Annotated in this window: 15 protein-coding genes and 1 riboswitch; of the genes, 1 reads left to right on the top strand and 14 read right to left on the bottom strand. The window is 67.1% G+C overall.

The genetic code is table 11. The features are described 5' to 3' along the window. Positions 1–74: 74 nt before the first annotated feature. The 6 genes from cbiB to EXZ48_RS09705 all read right to left on the bottom strand — a co-directional run bounded on the left by cbiB (position 75) and on the right by EXZ48_RS09705 (position 5,954). Entirely contained in the window at positions 75–1,055 is a 981-nt protein-coding gene (cbiB, locus tag EXZ48_RS09730) for an adenosylcobinamide-phosphate synthase CbiB (protein ID WP_130515609.1), read from the bottom strand. Then, a complete protein-coding gene (gene cobD, locus EXZ48_RS09725) occupies positions 1,052–2,065 on the bottom strand; it encodes a threonine-phosphate decarboxylase CobD (RefSeq protein ID WP_130515607.1) in 1,014 nt (337 codons plus the stop codon). The genes cbiB and cobD overlap by 4 nt, the downstream gene beginning before the upstream one ends. After that, the gene (locus EXZ48_RS09720; RefSeq protein WP_130515605.1) at positions 2,062–3,369 is read right to left on the bottom strand and encodes a cobyrinate a,c-diamide synthase; all 1,308 of its coding nucleotides are present in this window, start codon (positions 3,367–3,369) and stop codon (positions 2,062–2,064) included. Before EXZ48_RS09720 ends, cobD begins: the two co-directional genes overlap by 4 nt. After that, positions 3,366–4,208: a uroporphyrinogen-III C-methyltransferase gene (gene cobA, locus EXZ48_RS09715; protein ID WP_130515603.1), complete on the bottom strand. Its 843-nt coding sequence runs from the start codon at positions 4,206–4,208 to the stop codon at positions 3,366–3,368. The genes EXZ48_RS09720 and cobA overlap by 4 nt, the downstream gene beginning before the upstream one ends. Beyond that, complete coding sequence (locus EXZ48_RS09710; protein ID WP_051758722.1) at positions 4,208–4,684, bottom strand: cobalamin biosynthesis protein; 477 nt, start codon at positions 4,682–4,684, stop codon at positions 4,208–4,210. The genes cobA and EXZ48_RS09710 overlap by 1 nt, the downstream gene beginning before the upstream one ends. Positions 4,685–4,883: 199 nt before the next feature. After that, positions 4,884–5,954, bottom strand: coding sequence for a serine hydrolase (locus EXZ48_RS09705; protein WP_165909319.1), 1,071 nt, complete (start codon positions 5,952–5,954; stop codon positions 4,884–4,886). A 157-nt stretch (positions 5,955–6,111) separates the two neighbouring features. Between EXZ48_RS09705 and EXZ48_RS09700 the strand changes: the two genes are divergently transcribed. Continuing rightward, a complete protein-coding gene (locus EXZ48_RS09700; RefSeq protein ID WP_023516633.1) occupies positions 6,112–6,897 on the top strand; it encodes a TSUP family transporter in 786 nt (261 codons plus the stop codon). A 142-nt stretch (positions 6,898–7,039) separates the two neighbouring features. On the opposite strand, the gene cobO is transcribed toward EXZ48_RS09700, so the two are convergent. The 8 genes from cobO to EXZ48_RS09660 all read right to left on the bottom strand — a co-directional run bounded on the left by cobO (position 7,040) and on the right by EXZ48_RS09660 (position 18,397). Further along, positions 7,040–7,681 (bottom strand): cob(I)yrinic acid a,c-diamide adenosyltransferase, encoded by a 642-nt coding sequence (cobO, locus tag EXZ48_RS09695; protein ID WP_023516634.1) that lies wholly within the window; start codon positions 7,679–7,681, stop codon positions 7,040–7,042. Positions 7,682–7,707: 26 nt separating this feature from the next. After that, positions 7,708–11,523, bottom strand: a complete 3,816-nt coding sequence (gene cobN / locus EXZ48_RS09690; protein ID WP_130515599.1) for a cobaltochelatase subunit CobN — start codon at positions 11,521–11,523, stop codon at positions 7,708–7,710. A gap of 247 nt (positions 11,524–11,770) precedes the next feature. After that, entirely contained in the window at positions 11,771–12,820 is a 1,050-nt protein-coding gene (gene cobW, locus EXZ48_RS09685) for a cobalamin biosynthesis protein CobW (RefSeq protein WP_130515597.1), read from the bottom strand. Positions 12,821–12,823: 3 nt separating this feature from the next. Further along, on the bottom strand, positions 12,824–13,348 hold the full coding sequence (gene cobU / locus EXZ48_RS09680; RefSeq protein ID WP_130515595.1) for a bifunctional adenosylcobinamide kinase/adenosylcobinamide-phosphate guanylyltransferase: 525 nt from the start codon (positions 13,346–13,348) through the stop codon (positions 12,824–12,826). Between the two features lies 1 nt (position 13,349). Continuing rightward, positions 13,350–14,144: a CbtA family protein gene (locus tag EXZ48_RS09675; RefSeq protein WP_024270879.1), complete on the bottom strand. Its 795-nt coding sequence runs from the start codon at positions 14,142–14,144 to the stop codon at positions 13,350–13,352. Between the two features lie 12 nt (positions 14,145–14,156). Continuing rightward, a complete protein-coding gene (locus EXZ48_RS09670; protein ID WP_050743285.1) occupies positions 14,157–14,333 on the bottom strand; it encodes a CbtB-domain containing protein in 177 nt (58 codons plus the stop codon). A 47-nt stretch (positions 14,334–14,380) separates the two neighbouring features. Beyond that, a riboswitch (cobalamin riboswitch) is annotated at positions 14,381–14,748 on the bottom strand. Between the two features lie 79 nt (positions 14,749–14,827). Next, positions 14,828–16,783 carry a peptidoglycan-binding protein gene (locus EXZ48_RS09665; protein WP_130515593.1) on the bottom strand — a complete coding sequence of 652 codons (1,956 nt, stop codon included), beginning with the start codon at positions 16,781–16,783 and terminating at the stop codon, positions 14,828–14,830. Between the two features lie 150 nt (positions 16,784–16,933). Next, the gene (locus tag EXZ48_RS09660) at positions 16,934–18,397 is read right to left on the bottom strand and encodes a cobyric acid synthase (RefSeq protein WP_130515591.1); all 1,464 of its coding nucleotides are present in this window, start codon (positions 18,395–18,397) and stop codon (positions 16,934–16,936) included. Positions 18,398–18,639: the final 242 nt, after the last annotated feature.

Genomic DNA, 18,639 nt, shown 5'->3' with positions numbered 1-18,639 from the left:
CACAATATTGACGGGGGTGGCGAAAAGAAAACGAAGTTAAGGCGTAAAATTTTATCAAACGCTGTGCAGCGCGCTCACAGCAAAGCGACGAGAAGCATCGCCAGCAATACAGCAGCAGCGAGTGCGGCGCAGGCGCCGGAGAATATCCGCAGGGACAGATCGATATCGGCGACTGTCGCCACGGTGCGCCCGCTGGCATTCATCATCGGTTCGTCGACGCGTGTGCCGCCATAGATGCGCGGGCCGGCAAGGCCGATGCCGAGCGCCCCGGCCATGGCCGCTTCCGGCCAGCCGGAATTCGGCGAGCGATGGAGGCCGGCGTCGCGCAGCGCCGTGCCGACCGCATGGCGCGCCGCCGCCCTGCCCTTCACCGCCCAGGCACCCACAGCGATAAGGAAGATGGAGAACCGTGCGGCGGGCCAGTTGGCGAAATCGTCCAGCCGGGCGGAAGCCCTGCCGAAATCGAGGTATTTCGCGTTCTTGTGGCCGATCATCGAATCGGCGGTGTTCAGCATCTTGTAGGCGAACAGGCCCGGCAGGCCGAGAAGCGCATACCAGAGCGCCGGAGCGACGACGCCATCGGAAAAATTCTCCGCCAGGCTTTCGATGCCGGCACGGCAGATGGCCGGCTCGTCGAGCGTCGCCGGGTCGCGGCCGACGATCATCGACACGGCCTGCCGCCCGCCCGCAAGACCGTCGCGCTTCAGGCCGCTGGAGACGGCACGCACATGATCGTAAAGGCTCTTCTGCGCCAGGAAGATCGCGACGATGACGATTTCCACGAGGGCACCGAGAATGCCGAGCGGTGCGAGCAGCCGGTGCACCACGAAACCGGAAAGCGCACTGGCGGCAAGCAGCACCGCGATACAGACGGCACCGTTGAAGCGCTTGGTGTCCGCCGAGAGGCGCTTGCCGTTGAAGAGCTTGTCCATCAGCCCGATCGCCCGGCCGAACAGCACGACCGGGTGCGGCACGCGCCGCCACAGCCAGTCCGGATCGCCGACGAAGCGGTCGAGCGACAGCGCCAGCAGAAGCAGGAGAAGCGTTTCGCTCATCGTCCGGCCATCACCGCCGCCAGCGCCGCCGCCAGCCGGGCATCCGAGGCCGCATCAGGCGCAAGACCGAAGCGCAGCCAGCGCGGATTGTAGTCGAAGGGGCGCACGAGGACGTGCTGGCCGCAGAGCCCTTCCTGGAGGCCCGCCGCATCCATATGGTCGACCAGCGAGAACAGGCCGGTGCCGCCGACAACAGAAAGGCCCGCATCGGCAAGGACCGCATCAAGCGCGGCCTTGCGCGCCTCGATTGACCGGCGAATGGCGGCCGTATCGGCGGTCATCAGGCCGGTGGCGATGGTCAGCGCAGGGCCCGACACGGCCCAGGGACCTAGACCGTCCTCGATCCGCTCGACGATCGACGTTTCACCGATCACGAAACCAAGGCGCAGGCCAGCAAGGCCGAAGAACTTGCCGAAGGACCGGAAGACGAGAAGGCCCGGCATGCCATCGCCGGCGAGCGGCGCGACGGCGGCTTCGGGACGCATGTCGGCGAAAGCCTCATCGACGACAAGAAGGCCGCCGCGGCCGGCGATGCGCCGGTGAAGGTCGAGCAACGCGTCGGGCGAAAACAGCCGACCGTCCGGATTGTTCGGATTGACGACGACGACCAGGCCATGGGCATCGCTCACCGCATCAAGGCCGGCGACGCGGTCCACCGCCACGCCGGCATTTTCCAGCACGCGGGCATATTCGCCATAGGTCGGCGAGATGACGGCGGCACGCCGGCCGGCAGCGACGAACCGCGGCAGCAGCTGGATGACGGACTGCGTTCCCGGCACGGGAAAGGGTAGCGCGCCCGATGCGCCATAATAGCGGGCGGCGGCGGCACGGGTCGCGTCCTGGCGGTGGCGATCCGGCAACCGGTGCCAGGCAGCGACATCCACTTCGGGCAGGGTTGCCGGATTGGGGTTGATACCGGTCGAAAGATCCAGCCAGTCCTCCGGCCGGCCGCCGAAACGGCCGGCGGCAGCGGCGATGCCGCCGCCATGAACGATACGCGGCGCGGTCATGCCGCCTCCGGTGCGAGATCGATGAGGTGCATATAGGAGCCACTGACGCTTCCGCGACGCAGGCCCGCCTCGCCGAGATCCTCGCCGATCGCGTCCGTGACGGAAAAGAGGCGCTCCGCCGCACCTTCGCTGGCGACGGTCGAGTAATGGAATTCGTGGGCGGTCATCGGTGCTGAAAATCCCGAGCCGGCAAGCGGCACCACGCGGCGGTAGCCGAGATGACGCCGACGTTCGGCAAAACTGGTGACGAGCGGCAGGAGGCCGAGCATGCCATGGCGGGATCCGTCCGCCACAACCAAAGCCTCCCCCAACGCCATGTAGCCCCCGCATTCGCCATAGATGCGCGCCCCCCGGCGCGCTGCCGCCTGCATGCCTAGACGGAAGACATCCGCATTGGCAAGAGCAGCCCCGTGCAGTTCCGGGTAACCGCCGGGCAGATAGACGGCATCCGCGTCAACCGCCGGCGCTTCGTCAGCCAGCGGGGAAAAGAAGGAAAGGCTCGCTCCCGCCATGCGCCAGCCCATCAGGAGGTGCTCGTAGGTGAAGGCGAAGGCGACGTCGCGGGCGATCGCAATGCGCTGGCCGAGCGGCGGCAAGCGTGGCACGGCCGTCTCCGGCCGCCCCCTTTCCTGCCGTGCGGCGACCGCAATCAGGCGCTCCAGATTGCAGCACCGCGTCACCACCGTGGCCGCGTGGGCGATGAAATTCTCCAGCATGCCATGCTCGCCGGCCTGCACGAGGCCAAGATGCCGCTCCGGCAAGGCAAGAAGCGGATCACGCTCCAGCACGCCGAAGATCTCGATGCCACTGGCCTCCAGCGCGCCGCGCAGCATGGCCTCGTGCCGCAAACTGCCAACCTTGTTGAGGATGACACCGACAAGGTGGATATCGCTGCGATAATCGCGATACCCCTTCACCAGCGCGGCGACGGACTGGGACATGCGGCTGCAATCGACGACGAGCACGACAGGCAGGCCAAGTGTCGCCGCAAGGTCTGCCGGTGCGCCGGTGCCGTCGGCGGCGGCGTCGAAGAGACCCATCATCGCCTCGACGAGCAGGAAATCCCCCGCACCGGCCTGCTCGGCGGCATTGGCGCGGATGAGGCCCGGCCGCATCGCCCAGGGATCGTAGTTGAGACAGGCCTTGCGACTGGCGGCTGCGTGAAAAGCCGGATCGATGTAATCCGGCCCCGCCTTGCCGGAAACGAGGCCAAGGCCCGCATCGGCAAGGGCACGCGCGAGCCCCAGCGTCACCGTCGTCTTGCCGGAGCCGGACGCGGGCGCAGCAATGAGCAATCCGCTCATGCCGGGTCCTTCAGTCCACGGGAGCCGAACGGATCGGGCGCCAGAACGCGCCCCTCCGTCAGCGCACCGAGCCAGTCGAGCGAGGCGCGCAGGCGCACCACCTCGCCGACGACGACGATGGCCGGCGGCTCAAGACCGGCCGCTGTGACATCGACCTCCGCGCGCGCAAGCGTCGTCTCCAGCACCTGCTGCTGGGCGGTCGCAGCATTGCAGACGAAGGCGACGGGTTCGTCCGGCGCGCGGCCTGCGGCGATGAGATTGGCGGCGATCTGGCCGATATGCTTCATCGCCATGTACATGACGATGACCGGCGAGCCCTTGGCGATGCCCTCCCAGTTGATGCGGTCCGGCACGAGGCCGGAAGAATCATGGCCGGTGAGGAAGGTGACGGCGTGGTTGACCTCGCGGTGCGTTACCGGAATGCCCGCATAGGCAAGGCCGCCGATGCCGGCCGTGATGCCCGGCACGATGCGGAAGGGAACGCCGTGTTCGATGAGGGTCAGCGCCTCCTCGCCGCCGCGGCCGAAGACGAAGGGATCGCCCCCCTTCAGCCGCAGCACGCGATTGCCGGCGCGCGCCAGGTCCACGAGCCGCAGCGAAATGTCCCGCTGCTTGTGCGAGGGCTTGCCGCCGCGCTTGCCGGCAAATTCCAGTACGGCGCCCGGCCGGGCGAGCGACAGGCACTCGGCATTGACCAGCGCGTCATGCACGATGACATCCGCCTGCTGGAGCGCGTTGGCGGCATGCAGGGTCAGAAGGCCAGGATCGCCCGGGCCGGCACCGACGAGCCAGACACTGCCCTTTTCCATGGGCGGGAGGGCGGCGAAGAGGGTTTGCATCAGGCGGGTTCCCGACTTGAATCAGAATGCGAAGGCGCGGACTCAATCCCGAAGGAAAGCGCCGCAAGCGACTGGAAAGATTCGGCGATCGCCACGGTGGCATGGGCCGATTTCGTCTTCTCCACGACGAGCCTGCCGCTGTCGCCGGCCAGCGCCAGCGCCGCCGCCTCCGCAACGCCGTGGCAGCCGGTGATGGCGAAGACACGCTCCGAGGGATTGGCAAGACGGGCTGTCTCCGCTTCCAGCCGGGCCGCCGGAAAAGTGACGAGCGGAACGGCAAAATGCCCGGCGACGGCATGCATGGCCGGTTCCTCCGCGCGGGCATCCAGCGTCGCGACGAAGGCGACATCATCGGGGATAGGGATGACGGACAGGGCAAGATCGAGGAGTTCCGCCGGCGGCGTACCGCGTTCGCAGCCGAGGCCGAGGACGAGCATACGTCGTCCGGTATCAGGGGATGGGGCCTCAGCGCGCATGACGGTCTCTCGCAAAATTCCACGCGAAAGGACCCGGCCTTGCCGTCCACCGACAGTTCCGGATGAAGCCCCTCTGGGTCAGCCGCACCGGACACCGCTCGGCCCGCCCCGCGGGCACCGTCGCTGGTTTCTTAGTACCGGAGGGCGGGAAGCCGGTCAAACCGGATTGCGGCATGATCCGCACCGGTTGCGCCACGCCTCATGCAGAGACGAGATTGGCGAGCACGATCTCCCGCCACAGGCGTGTCGGCGACACCCAGGCGTCCGGCGCATTGTAGTTGCCGGAGAAGATGACGCAGGCAAGATCCGCCTCCGGCATCAGCCAGAGCCGCTGGCCGCCATTGCCGAAACCGGCCATCCACGGCCGCTCAGCGCCGAAGGCCGGCACCGGTGCCGCGCCGAGAAACCAGAAGTGGCCGTAGTCGAGCCCGTCGTCAGTCGAAACGGCCCGCGCCAGCGACACGTCGAGCCAGCCTTTCGACACGACCTGCCGCCCGTCGATACGCCCGCCCTCCAATACGAGGCGGCCGATGCGCATAAGATCCAGCGCGGAAAGGCGAAGGCCGGAGGCCGGCGACGCGACGCCGTCCGCACCGCTCAGCCACTCGAACCGTAAAATGCCGAGCGGCGCAAACAAGGCCTCTCGAGCGAAATCCTCGATCCGCTGGCCGCTGCCCCGCTCGATGATCGCCCCAACCAGCGCGGTTGCCCCGCCGGAATAGACCCAGTGCGTGCCGGGCGCCTGCAGCACCGCCCGCTCCAGCACGAAGCGATAGCGATCCGGGGCGTTCTCCATGGCGATCTCGCTGTTCAGCGGATCGGCGTAGGAGCGGTACTCGTCCCAGTCCAGCCCCAGCGTCATGGTCAGCGCATGACCGATCGTCAGGCCCGCGCGGGCCGGGTCCGCGGCAAGATCCGGATAGTCCGGAAACTGCGCCAGAAGCGGCGCCTGCGGCGGGGGGACGAGACCCAGGTCGAGCGCGATGCCGTAGAGCAGCCCTACCACGCTCTTCGTCACCGACCGCAGATCGTGCAGCGTCGTGGCATCGAAGGCGACCGTGCCAAGTGGCATGCCCCAGCTTTCGTCGACCGCGGTGCGATAGTGCTCCAGCACCAGCTTGCCGCGCCGGCTGACCAGCACCGCATGCACGTCGCGGATGAGGCCGGCTTCGATACCGGCGAGCAGCTTGCGTTCGAGGCGCGGATCGAAGCCCTGCTCCGCGGCGGACGCCCGCTCCCATTCGCTGCCCGTGTCCAGACCCTTGCTCATCCTCACCTCTCCTCGTGGTGCCATTAAGCCTGTTTGACCCGTCTTGCATGGCCGGCGCAAGCGCCTTCCCGGCTTGCGGGCACCCTGGGCTTTGCTTTTGCGGCGCAGTCTGACAGAAGTGCGGAAAATCCTCTCCTCGCATAGTCCGAGTCCCGCCTTGGCCGACATCGCCCTTCATATCCTCGTCTTCCTGTTCTTCGCTGCCTTCCTTGCCGGTTTCATCGATTCCATCGCCGGTGGCGGCGGCATGATCACCATTCCGGCCATGCTGATCGCTGGCATACCGCCGCTCGAAACGCTCGGCACGAACAAGCTGCAATCCCTCTTCGGCTCCGGCTCGGCGACGCTCGCCTATGCCCGCGCCGGCCATGTCCGGCTTCGCGAACAGATGCCGATGGCCGTGGTCTCGGCGGTGGGATCGGCCTTCGGCGCCCTGCTCGCCACCGTGGTGCCCGGCGACGTGCTGAAGGCGATCCTGCCCTTCCTGCTGGTGGCCATCGCCGTCTATTTCGGGCTGAAGCCGAATATCGGCGATGTCGACAAGCACCGCCGCATGAGCGTTTTCCTGTTCACCGCCACCATCGTGCCGGCGATCGGCTTCTACGACGGCGTGTTCGGCCCGGGCACCGGCTCGTTCTTCATGCTGGCCTTCGTGACGCTGGCGGGTTTTGGCGTGCTGAAGGCGACGGCACACACCAAGCTCCTGAATTTCGGCTCGAATGTCGGCGCCTTCGCCGTGTTCCTCGCCTATGGCGTTGTCCTGTGGAAGGTCGGCCTCGTGATGGGCGTCGGACAGTTCCTCGGCGCACAGGCGGGCTCGCGCGTCGCGATGAGGGTCGGCGCGAAGATCATCAAGCCGCTGCTCGTCGTCACCTCGATTGCGCTTGCCATCCGCCTGATGGCCGATCCCAGCCATCCGCTCCGCGTCTGGCTGGGTTGGTAAGAGGCGCGGGGCCCCTCACCTGCCCGCCGGCATCCTCTCCCCGCAAGCAAGGCGAGGAACGGTCTGCGCGTCGTTTTCCTGCGTCTCCCCGCCTGCGGGGAGACGGTCTCGGCACAGGAGGATAGGGGCAACGCCCCGGGGTTTAGTACTCCACGCCCTGCTGCGCCTTGATGCCGGCGCGGAAGGGGTGCTTCAGCAACTCCATCTCGGTGGCAAGGTCGGCGATCTCGATCAGCTCTTCCTTGGCGTTGCGGCCCGTCAAAACGACATGCGTCATATAGGGCTTCTCCGTCTTCAGGAACGCAATCACCTCGTTGACGTCGATGTAATCATAGCGCAGCGCGATATTGATCTCGTCGAGCAGCACCATCGAGTTGCGCTCGTCGCGGATCAGCTCCTTCGCCTTCTCCCAGGCCTTCTCGGCCATTGCGACATCGCGCGCGCGGTCCTGCGTTTCCCAGGTAAAGCCCTCGCCCAGCGTGAAGAACTGGCAGAGATCGGAGAAATGCGCCTCGATGAGATCGCGTTCGCCCGTCACCATGGCGCCCTTGATGAACTGCACGACGGCACAGGGCTTCTTGTGCGCGATATGGCGGAAGATCATGCCGAAGCCGGCAGTGGACTTGCCCTTGCCCTTGCCGGTGTGGACGATGACGAGACCCTTCTCGTCCGTCTTGGTCGCCATGATCTTTTCGCGCGCCTGCTTTTTCTTCGCCATCTTCTCCGAGTGGCGGGCAAGCTCGGCTTCGCTCATGCCGGCGGTTTCGTCGTGGTTGTCGCTCATCGTTCTTCCCTTCGTCTCATTCGCAATCAGGAGGCCTTGCGCGCGCCGAGCATGTCCAGGTCGAAGCGCGCGGAATTGGAGCGCGGCGTCCACAAGCCCCGGTCGATCGCCTCGGCAAACCGCGCCGCCAGTTCGGCAAGCGCCGCCGGGTTCTTCTCCATGAGGAAATCGCGCACCCGCTCGTCCAGCACATAGGCCTGGTAGGCCGCCTCGAAATGGTGGTCCTTCACCGCACCGGTCGTCGCGGCGAAGGCGAACATGAAATCGACCGTCGCGGCAATCTCGAAGGCCCCCTTGTAGCCATGGCGCATGACGCCGTCGATCCATTTGGGATTGACGACACGGGCGCGCACGACGCGGCCGATCTCATCCTCCAGCGTGCGCACGACAGGCTTTTCCGGCCGCGACAGGTCGTTGTGGTAGATGACGGGCTGCCTGCCGGAGAGATGCTCCGCTGCAGCCGCCATGCCGCCCTCGAACTGGTAGTATTCATCGCTGTCGAGCAGGTCGTGCTCGCGGCTGTCCTGGTTCTGCACGACGGCCTCGAGGCTCTTCATGCGTGCCTCCAGCCGCTCGCGCATCGGCACGCCGTCGCTCGTCCCGTCATAGGCATGCGCGCCCCAGGCGAGCCAGGCTTCGGCAAGGTCGCCGCGCTCCGTCCACAGCCCCTCGTCCATCATCGTCTGGAGGCCGGCGCCGTAGCCGCCGGATTTCGCGCCGAAGATGCGGAAACCGGCCTGCTTCAGCGCCTCATCCTCGGACGTACCCTTCGCCGCCAGCGCTGCCGCCTCCGCCCGCATGCGCGCAGCGATCGGATTGTCGGCATCGTCCTCGTCCAGCGCGCCGACCGCACGCACGGCCCTGTCGAACAGCGCGATCTGCTCGGGGAAGGCATCGCGGAAGAAACCGGAGATGCGCAGCGTCACGTCCACGCGTGGATGGCGCAGCATGGCGGGCGGGATGATCTCGAAGCCGGTGACGCGGCGCGAGGCCATGTCCCAGGTCGGCTTGACGCCGATCAACGCCATGGCCTGAGCAATGTCGTCGCCGCCGGTGCGCATGTTGGAGGTGCCCCAGGCGGTGATGCCAAAGGAGGTCGGCCAATCGCCATGGTCCTGCGCATAGCGGGTTACGAGCAGCTCGGCAGATTTTTTGCCAAGCTCCCAGGCCGCCGGCGTCGGCACGGCCCGGCTGTCGACGGAGTAGAAATTGCGCCCGGTCGGCAGCACGTCCGGCCGCCCGCGCGTCGGCGCGCCCGAGGGGCCGGGTTCGATGAAGCGGCCGTCGAGGCCGCGCATGAGCGCCGTGATCTCCGCCGCTCCGCAGGCGGCAATGGCCGGACCGATGGTGCTTTCGATCGTGTCGAGCACGGCGCGGGTGGCGTGCCAACTTCCCGGGCAAGGGAACGTGCCGTCCACCAGCTTTGCAGCGAGCAGCTCGACGCGCTCCACGGTGTCGCCATTGCTGCGCCATGGGGCGTCGGACTGGGCTTCGAGGATTTGCGGGCGCGGCCCGGTCCACGGGTCGGAGGGGATACAGTCGAGCGGGTCGAAGTCTTGCCGCGGGATATCCCCTCTTGAGGAGGAGACGCCCGGCAGGGCAGAGGGGGGTATCGCAAACGCATCCGCCGCGATCGCACGCTGCAGGCTCGCCTCGCCGCCCTCGCCAAGGCCGCGCGGCACGCGGGCGAGCGCCAGCGTCAGGTCGGTCAGGAGCCGGCCCTCGGGCGAAACGCCAAAGACGTGCAGGCCGTCGCGGATCTGCATTTCCTTGAGGTCGCAGAGATAGGCGTCGAGCTTCTGCAGCGCCGTCTCCTCGCCATCGCCGCGGGCGATGCCGGCGTCGCGGTCGAGGCCGATGTCGCGCACGAGATCGAGAATCTGCTTCGTCAGCAGCTTGATGCGCCGCGGATCCCCGCCGGAAGCCTCGTAATACTCGTCGACGAGCGCTTCGAGATCCTTCAGCGGGCCGTAGGTCTCGGCACGGGTCAAGGGCGGCGTCAGGTGGTCGATGATGACGGCGGCGGAGCGGCGCTTGGCCTGCGTTCCCTCACCCGGATCATTGACGATGAAGGGATAGAGATGCGGCACCGGGCCGAGCACGACCTCCGGATAGCAGGCCTCCGACAGTGCCAGCGCCTTGCCGGGCAGCCATTCGAGATTGCCGTGCTTGCCCATATGCACGATGGCATGCGCGCCAAAATGCCGGCGCAGGAAGGCGTAGAAGGCGAGATAGCCATGCGGCGGCACGAGGTCCGGCGAGTGATAGGTGTCCTTCGGATCGATATTGTAGCCGCGCGCCGGCTGGATGCCGACCAGCGTCTCGCCGAAACGGGCGAGCGGCAGGGCGAAGACATCGCCGGTGACAAAGGGATCGTCCTCCGGCACGCCCCAGCGGGCCGTCATCTCCGCCTGAATCTGCGCCGGAAGAGAGGCAAAGAAAGCCTTGTAATGATTCAGGGAAAGCGTTTCGCGGATTTCGCGCCCGTCGCTCGCCGCATTGGTCGGGCCGGCCATCAGGTGGGCGATCAGCGCGTCGCCATCGGCCGGCAGACCGTCGACCGCGTAGCCCGCCGCCGCCATGGCGCGCAGGACCTCCAGCGTGCCGGCGGGCGTGTCGAGGCCGACGCCGTTGCCGAGACGCCCGTCGCGGTTCGGATAGTTCGCCATGACGAGGGCAATGCGGCGTTCCGCCGGCACTGCCCGCCGCAACCGCGCCCAGCCGGCGGCCAGCCGGGCGGAAAAGCGGATGCGGTCCTCGACCGGATCGAGGCTGACAATGTTCGTCTCGACGCGCTCGTCATAGCGTGCGGCCGCCTTGAAGGAGACGGCACGGGCGAGCACGCGGCCATCGACCTCCGGCAGGGAGACGTTCATGCCGAGATCGCGCGCCGTCAGCCCCTGCCCCGATGCCTCCCAAGCCTCGCGCGAAGAGCCGGAGAAGACGACCTGCAGAACCGGCGCGCCGGTCTCGTCGAGCACGGTCGGCTTGCGGCCGGCACCGGGCGCGGATACGGCGAAGCTGGTGGCGTTCAGCGCCACCTCAGGCCGGACATCCGCGAAGGCGGCGCGGACCGTCTCGATGGAGACGGGCTCCTTGAGACTGGAGACGAAGAGCGGCAGGGCCCGAACACCTTCGTCCGCCAAGGCTTCGATCAGCATTTCGACCGGGCGCGTCTCGCCACTCTGGACATAGGCGCGGTAGAAGCAGATGGCAGCGGTCGGGGGAGCGTGTTCCTCTAAGGCGGAGCACGCGACACCCGTCAGCCCCTGCCAGGTCTCGATATCGACCACACCCCGCCCCGGCCACCAGATCCCGGCCTTTTCCAGCGGCGTTGCGGGTTCCGGCTTGCTGCCGCCCAACACCAGCGCGTCGGCATAGGCGAGGAAACGGTCCGCGTTGTCCGCGCCGCCCTCGTTGAGATAGGCCCAGAGGCTCTGGCGGTCGGCGTCGTCTATGCGGTTGAAGGGCACGAGGCCCTCGTCCGGCCGGTCATCGCCGGGCAGCGCCACGAGCCGGATGCCATTGGCGGCAGCGGTTGCAAGCAGCGCTTCCAGCACATAGCGGAAGTAGCTGGCGCCGCCGAGGGCGCGGATGACGATGAGTTTGGCGTGGCGCGCCGTACGCTCGATATAGGTATCCACCGACATCGGGTGGGAGAGCGTGGCGAGGCTGGCGAGCCGCAGCCGCGTTTGCGTCGCGCGCGCCCGGTGGGCGGCGGCGATGGAGGCAAGCTCCGTGTCGGCGGCCGAAAGGAAGAGGATGTCGCCCGGTGTCTGGCCGAGGTCGATCGCCTCCCGGCCGTCTGCGATGGTGCCTTTCTGGGCTAGAAGGAGATGCATGCCGCGCCTCCCTTCTGCCGGCGCGTCGAGCCGGTGGTCCCTTGGGTCAAGCCCGAAGATGACGATGGACGGCAGGGACGGTGGGCAACGATCGTCCCCCCCGCGCCGATCGATGGGCTTTGCAGCCTCTCCTCCCCTCCGTCATCCCCGGGCTTGGCCCGAGGATCCATCGACGCGGCACGCCCAAAAAGGCCGAGCCGCACCTGAAACGCCGAAGGGAGGGACTGCTGCATGCTCATGCCGGAACTCACACCGCCGCAGCGATGGCCGCACGCACGGCGGCTTCATCCATGTCATGCAGGCCGATGACGACGAGGCGGGTACCGCGGGCCTCGCCCGGGGCCCAGGCACGCTCGAAATAATGGTCGATACGGCTGCCGACGGCCTGGATGAGCAGGCGCAGCGGCTTGCCGGGCACATCGGCAAACCCCTTGACGCGCAAGACGTCATGCGTGGCGATGGCGCCCTTGAGACGCTCGATGAAGGCGGCCGGATCCACGATGGCGGGCAGCTCGACGACAAAACTGTCGAACTCGTCGTGGTCGTGCTCCTCGCCGTTCTCGTGCTCCATCTCGTGGTGCGACTTGCGGTTGGCGATGTCGTCCTCCGTGCCGACGCCGAGGCCCAGCAGTACGGCGGCGGCGACCTCGCCATTCTTCGCCTCGATCATCGAGGGTTTGCGTTCCGTGCGAGAGGCGACCTCGTCGCGCACCGCCTTGAGGCCTTCGGCATCGATCAGGTCGGTCTTGTTGAGCACGATAAGGTCCGCGGCGGTAAGCTGGTCCTCGAACAGTTCCTCGAGCGGGCTTTCATGGTCGAGGTTCTCGTCTTCGACGCGCAGCGCATCCACCCGGTCGTGGTCGTCAGCAAAGCGGCCGGCGGCAACGGCGGCGCTGTCGACGACAGTCACCACGCCGTCCACCGTCACCTGCGTCTTGATTTCCGGCCAGTTGAAGGCGGCGACCAGCGGCTGCGGCAGGGCGAGGCCCGAAGTCTCGATGACGATATGGTCCGGGCGGTTCTCCCGCTCCAGCAGCTTCGTCATGGTGGGAATGAAATCATCGGCGACGGTGCAGCAGATACAGCCGTTGGTCAGCTCGATGATGTCGTCCTCGGTGCAGGCTTCCGCGCCGCAGCCCTTCAGCACGTCGCCGTCGACCCCGAGATCCCCGAACTCGTTGATGATGAGCGCGATGCGTTTTCCTCCGGCATTCTGCAGGAGGTTGCGGATCAGCGTCGTCTTGCCCGCGCCGAGGAAGCCGGTGATGACGGTGGCGGGGATCTTCTGTTGCAGCATGGCTCAACCCTTCATTTTCAGCGGCAGTCCGGCCGCGATAAAATAGACTTCAGGCACGAGGGCGGCGACCTTCTGGTGCAGCCGCCCGGCATGGTCGCGGAATTCGCGCGCCATGCGGTTTTCAGGCACGATGCCGAGGCCGACCTCGTTGGAGACAAGCACGATCCGCCCCGGCGCCTGTCGAAGAGCCTCCAGGAGGCCCGAACATTCGGCGGCGATGTCGCACTCCTCCAGCATCAGGTTCGTCACCCACAGCGTCAGGCAGTCGACGAGCACGGCCCTATCGGCCCGGGCGACGTCAGCGATGCGCGCGGCGAGCGCCAGCGGCTCCTCATGGGTCTGCCAGCCGTCGCCGCGGTCCTCCCGGTGCCTTGCGATGCGCTCGCGCATCTCGTCGTCGAAGGCGCGGCCCGTGGCGATGTAATGACGCGAGAGGCCGGTCTCGGCGACCAGCCTCTCGGCAAAAGCGGATTTTCCGGAACGCGCGCCGCCCAGAACCAGGACGGCTCCGGGCGATGTCACTGTCATATCAGGCTGCCTTGGCGATCTTCTCGTTGGCAAAGCCGAGCGAGAGGCCGAGCACGATCCAGAAGAACAGGGTCGTGGCAAGGGCAGCGACGGCGAACTCCGCACCGAGCACGGCCGGAACGTTGCTGGAAATGTCGCTGGGCTGCGGGGCGCCATAGACCTGCGGCGCCGCGATCAACGCAATGCCGATGACCTTGGCGACGATGTTCGGCTTGAGGAACAGCAGGTAGAGGCCGGCCGCCGACAGGATGACGGTTGCGATCCACCACACCTGGCGGTCGCCGAGATCGGCGGCAGGGAAGCCCGGAAGCTCCGGCGGCAGGCCGATGGCCGGCAGCATGTGCACGGCAAGCCAGCCGGCCGCGCCCCAGAGCGCGCCGTTCGCCACCGTGATCGGATGGCCGGACACGAGGCTGAAACCGGCAAGCAACAGGCCGAAACCAGCGCCCGTGACGAGGTTTGCCAGAAGCGTGCCGGAGAACCGGCTCATGCCGAACATGATGCCGCCTTCCTCGTGATCCTCCCCCTCATGGGCATAGGCGACGGAGACCGGCGAGAGCGCAGAGGCCATGTCGAGGATGACCGCGCCGAGCGAAGAATGCTCCTGCGTCTGTGCAGCGCCTTCCGTGCCCGTGGCCGGCGTCGTGCCTTCGGTTGCGGGTGCGGCTTCGTCGCCGCCCTCGAACTCCTCGGCATGCAGGATGAGCGGCACGACTCGAGCCTCCTGGGCGGCTGTCATCAGCACGCCGGAGAACAGCCCGGCCACCAGGGCGGCCAGGAGATAACGAACGATCATGTCGAAAACTCCTTAGTGGCAGGGAAAGCCGTAGGAGTGACGCGTATCGTGTGCCGTGTCGTGCAGCACGGCGGAATTCGCAAGGCCCGCACCGAACACCAGGAAGGCGCCGAGCAGAAGAGCGAAAACACCGGCGACGAGACGGTCGTTTGCGGAAAGGGTAACAGAAGACGTAGTCGAAACAGCCATGACAACCTCCGTGCAGGCAGCGGGGAAACCTCCCCAGGTCGGACGAAATGTCCTTCACATTGGCTGGCAGGTCTCCTGGCTCGCAGCGTCGGGCGTTGAAAACGCCTGCGGGGCACCCTCGCCTTCCCAGGCTAAGGCATCGCGAAAAGGCGGACGATTCGTAGAAGAAGAGGCGTCCAACCCCTGCTGATCGCGATGCCACCCAGTGGCTTTTCCGTCTGGTTCTCACAGCGCGAAACCACGGCACCATTGCCCCGCTCCCCGCAGATCCTCCCATCCGGATGGGCGTCCCTCGCCACTCTACAGTCGCGGGGTCGGCCGTGATTGCAGCGCCCTGATTGGGTCCGCCGCGTCACATTCCCATTTACTCCCCGATCCGTTTCCGGATCCGGGAACCATCCAATAGTCTGGATGATTATGCTTCCACCCCCGGGAAGTCAATCGACCGGCAGCGTCATCACCTGTGCTGAAACCGCCGCCCGGCCGTCGTATTCTCAATAGCCGGGGATGATCACCAGACCGCCACCATCGTTGTAGTAGCCGTCGTCGCGGTAGTAGCGCTCGTAGTAGCCATCGACCGGGCCTTCCAGCACGTCATAGTCCTGCTGGTAGCGGCGCTGGCGATTCTGCCTGGTCTCGGCATATTGCGCAGCCTGCCGAAGCGCACGGTACTGCTGGCGGGAAAGATAACCATCGGCGCGGTAGCCCGACGAGCCCTGCCAGGCGGCGATCGCCGAACGGGTGCGCGAACCGAAGACGCCATCGACGCCGTAGGTGTTGAAGCCGAGCATGCTGAGCCAGCGCTGCGCCTGGGCGCGGGTCGAGCGCTCCATATAGGCCTCGCGCCGGTCGACGATCGGCTGCTCGGCCTTGCGCTCGGCCTCAACAATCGCCGTTTCGCTGTCCGTCCTGGGCTTTGCTTCCTGCCGGGCGGTGTTTGACAGCGCCGACAGGCGCTCGCGCGCATCGGCGACGAAGCGGCCGTCCGGATATTCGTCGAGATAGGCGCGGAAAGCCTTTTCCGAGCCGTCGAGCACGGCCTTCTGGAAAGTCTCTTCCTCGCGCTTGGCCGCATCGTCGGCCTGCTCGACGGCAAGGCCGCGGTCCTTCCTGTCGGCGCCCTGCGCTTCGTTTTCACGGGCGGCAGTCGCCGTGTCGTTCTCCTGCGCGGCACGCTCGGCGGCGGCCGCCTCCTCGGCGCGCTTTTCAGCCTCTTCTGCAAGGCGGGCCGCCTCGGCAGCCTTCGCCTCGGCATCGGCAGCCGCCTTCGCGGCTTCCGCCTTCAGCCGCTCCACCTCGGCCGCCTTTTCTTCGGCAAGCTTGCGTGCAGCGGCGGCCTCTTCCTCGATCCGCGCCTTCTCGGCCGCAGCCGCCTTCTCCGCTTCGACGCGCTTGGCTTCGGCTTCGCGCCGGGCCGCGGCTTCCTCTTCCGCACGCGCCTTTTCCGCAGCGGCCGTCTCTTCGGCCTTTCGTCGTTCGGCTTCCGCCTTCAGCCGGGCCGCTTCCTCCGCCTTGGCCTTGTCGGCGGCAGCCGCGGCCTCCGCTTTCAGCCGGTTGGCCTCGGCAGCCTGCTCTTCGGCGCGTTTGCGGGCAGCCGCTTCCCTCTCTTCCGTCTCCGCCTTCAGGCGTGCGGCCTCTTCGGCCCGGGCCTTCTCCGCCGCTGCGGCTTCCGCGCGCGCCTTCTCGTCGGCCGCAGCCTTTTCCTCGGCAAGCTTGCGCACTGCGGCGGCCTCTTCGGCCTTCTTCGCATCCGCCGCCGCCTTCAGGCGCGCAGCCTCTTCGGCCTGGGCCTTCTCCGCCGCTGCGGCTTCCACGCGCGCCTTCTCGTCGGCCGCAGCCTTCTCTTCGGCAAGCTTGCGCGCCGCCGCAGCCTCTTCGGCCTTCTTCGCGTCCGCTTCCGCCTTCAGGCGCGCGGCTTCCGCGTCCGCCTTCGCCTTTTCCGCCTCCGCCGTTTTGCGCGCGTCCTCCTCGGCCTTCAAACGGGCCGCCTCGGCGTCGGCCTTTGCTTTTTCAGCCTCGGCGGTCTTGCGCGCCGCTTCTTCAGCCTTGGCCTTTTCCACTGCGGCCTGTTCTTCCGCCTTCGCCTTCTCGGCCGCAGCAGCCTCGTCGGCCTTCGCCTTGGCGTCCGCCTCGGCCTGCTGTGCCGTGCCCGTCGCCGGCTTCGCCTTGGCGGCGGCCTGCAACTCGGCAATGCGCAGACGCGCCATCGAGGCGAAGGTGCCGTTCGGATACTGTTTCAGATAGCCTTCATACTGCGTGACATCGCTGCCCGCAGAGACCTTCTGCCAGAGGGAAAACTCCTCTTCCCAGCGCTTGCCGGCGCTGCCGGCCTCCTTGCCGGTGGCGCTCTGCGCAAAGACGGCCGTCGGCTGACCGGCGAGCGACAGCCCGACGATGCCGGCAATGCCGAGCCGCACCAGAACGGAGCGTGCGAGAGGTCCAGAACCCATGTATCTCACCCTTTCGGATCGCGCGAAGGCGCCAGCACCCGGCGATCCCGGGCGGATTTCCGTCACTCCTCGCACCGAATTCTGGCGCAACTTTGGTGCGGCAGGCCGGCAGCGAAGGAACCCGATGGCTGTACGTTTCAGATGGGCGGTTTAATCAGCCCGGCTTAAAAGACCGTCGAGCCAGCGCGGGTCGAGAACGGCCTCCAGCTCCGCCGCAACCCCATCGAGCGCCGCATCGACACTCTCGCGGTAATCGAAGCCGCCGCCCTCAATGCCGAAATCGGCCAGCAGCCGCGCACGGTAGGCGTCGCTCGACAGGAGGCCGTGCAGATAGGTGCCCATTACCCGCCCGTCGGCCGAGACCGCACCGTCCGGCCGCCCGTCGATGCGGACAGAGGGGCGAAGCGTATCCGGTCCGGTGGTGCGGCCGAGATGGATCTCATAGCCCTCGAGCGGCACATCATATTGCAGGGAACGGGCCGCGCTGTTGCGCACGGTCTTTTCCGGCGCCATCTCGGTCTCGATCGCCAGCAGGCCGAGGCCCTCGACCGCGCGCGCGCTGCCCTCGATGCCAAGCGGATCGGTGACGCGGCTACCGAGCATCTGGTAGCCGCCGCAGATGCCGATGACCCGGCCGCCGCGCCGCATATGCAGGGCAAGGTCGCGGTCCCAGCCGGCAGCGCGAAAATCCGCAAGATCCGCGATAGTGGATTTCGAGCCCGGCAGGACGACGAGGCCTGCATCGGCCGGAAGCCGCTCGCCCGGCCGCACGAAGACGAGGTCCACCTCCGGCTCGGCCTTGAGCGGATCGAGGTCGTCGAAATTGGCGATGCGCGCGAGGACGGGCACGGCGACCTTCAACGCGCCGCCACCGCCCCTGGCGAGGCGCTCCAGCACGACCGAATCCTCGGCCGGCAGGCGCGCGGCCTCTCTCAGCCACGGCACGACGCCGAAACAGGGCCAGCCGGTGAAGCGGGCGATCTCGGCAATGCCGCTGTCGAACAGCGTCACGTCGCCCCGGAACTTGTTGATGAGATAACCGGTGACCATGCGCCGGTCTTCCTCCGGCAGGATGGCATGGGTGCCGACCAGCGAGGCGATGACGCCGCCGCGATCGATATCGCCGACCAGCACGACCGGCACGCCGGCGCGCGTGGCAAAGCCCATGTTGGCGATGTCCCCGGCCCTGAGGTTGATTTCCGCCGGCGAACCCGCGCCCTCGACAACGACGAGATCGGCGCCGGCGGCGACCGTCTCGAAACTTTCCATGACGGCGCCCATCAACTGCGGCTTCAGCGCCTGATAGTCGCGCGCCTTCGCCTGCCCGAACACCCTGCCCTGCACGATGATCTGGCTGCCGACATCCGATTGCGGCTTCAGGAGAACCGGGTTCATGTGCACGGAGGACGGCACGCGGGCAGCCAGCGACTGCAGCCATTGCGCCCGACCGATCTCGCCGCCATCCGCCGAAACGGCGGCATTGTTCGACATGTTCTGCGGCTTGAACGGACGCACCGCCAGCCCGCGGTTGGCGGCAATGCGGCAAAGCCCCGCCACCAATACCGTTTTTCCGACATCCGAGCCGGTGCCCTGCAACATGATCGTTCTGGTCATGCGGCTCTCGTAGCATTCCCCTACATTCCCGAAAAGCCCTGATTTACCGCAATCTTGCCGCAATTTCCGCTCCGCCGGCGGCGCATTTTTCCACGGGATCGCCATGCATCGCAAGCATGGCTGTCATGCTGTTCCCTTTGCGACATATTCCGCCGTGAACGACCATGGTTTTCGCTCCCGGGAGTGCCTATATCAGCGTCATCACACAGCCGGGGCGCGTGGCTTCGGGTTTCAAGGACAAA

The sequence above is a fragment of the Shinella sp. JR1-6 genome (genome assembly GCF_004284735.1).
GTDB lineage: Bacteria > Pseudomonadota > Alphaproteobacteria > Rhizobiales > Rhizobiaceae > Shinella.
The sequence above is the reverse complement of the archived record's forward strand: the minus strand, read 5'-3'. Positions and strand labels throughout refer to the sequence as shown.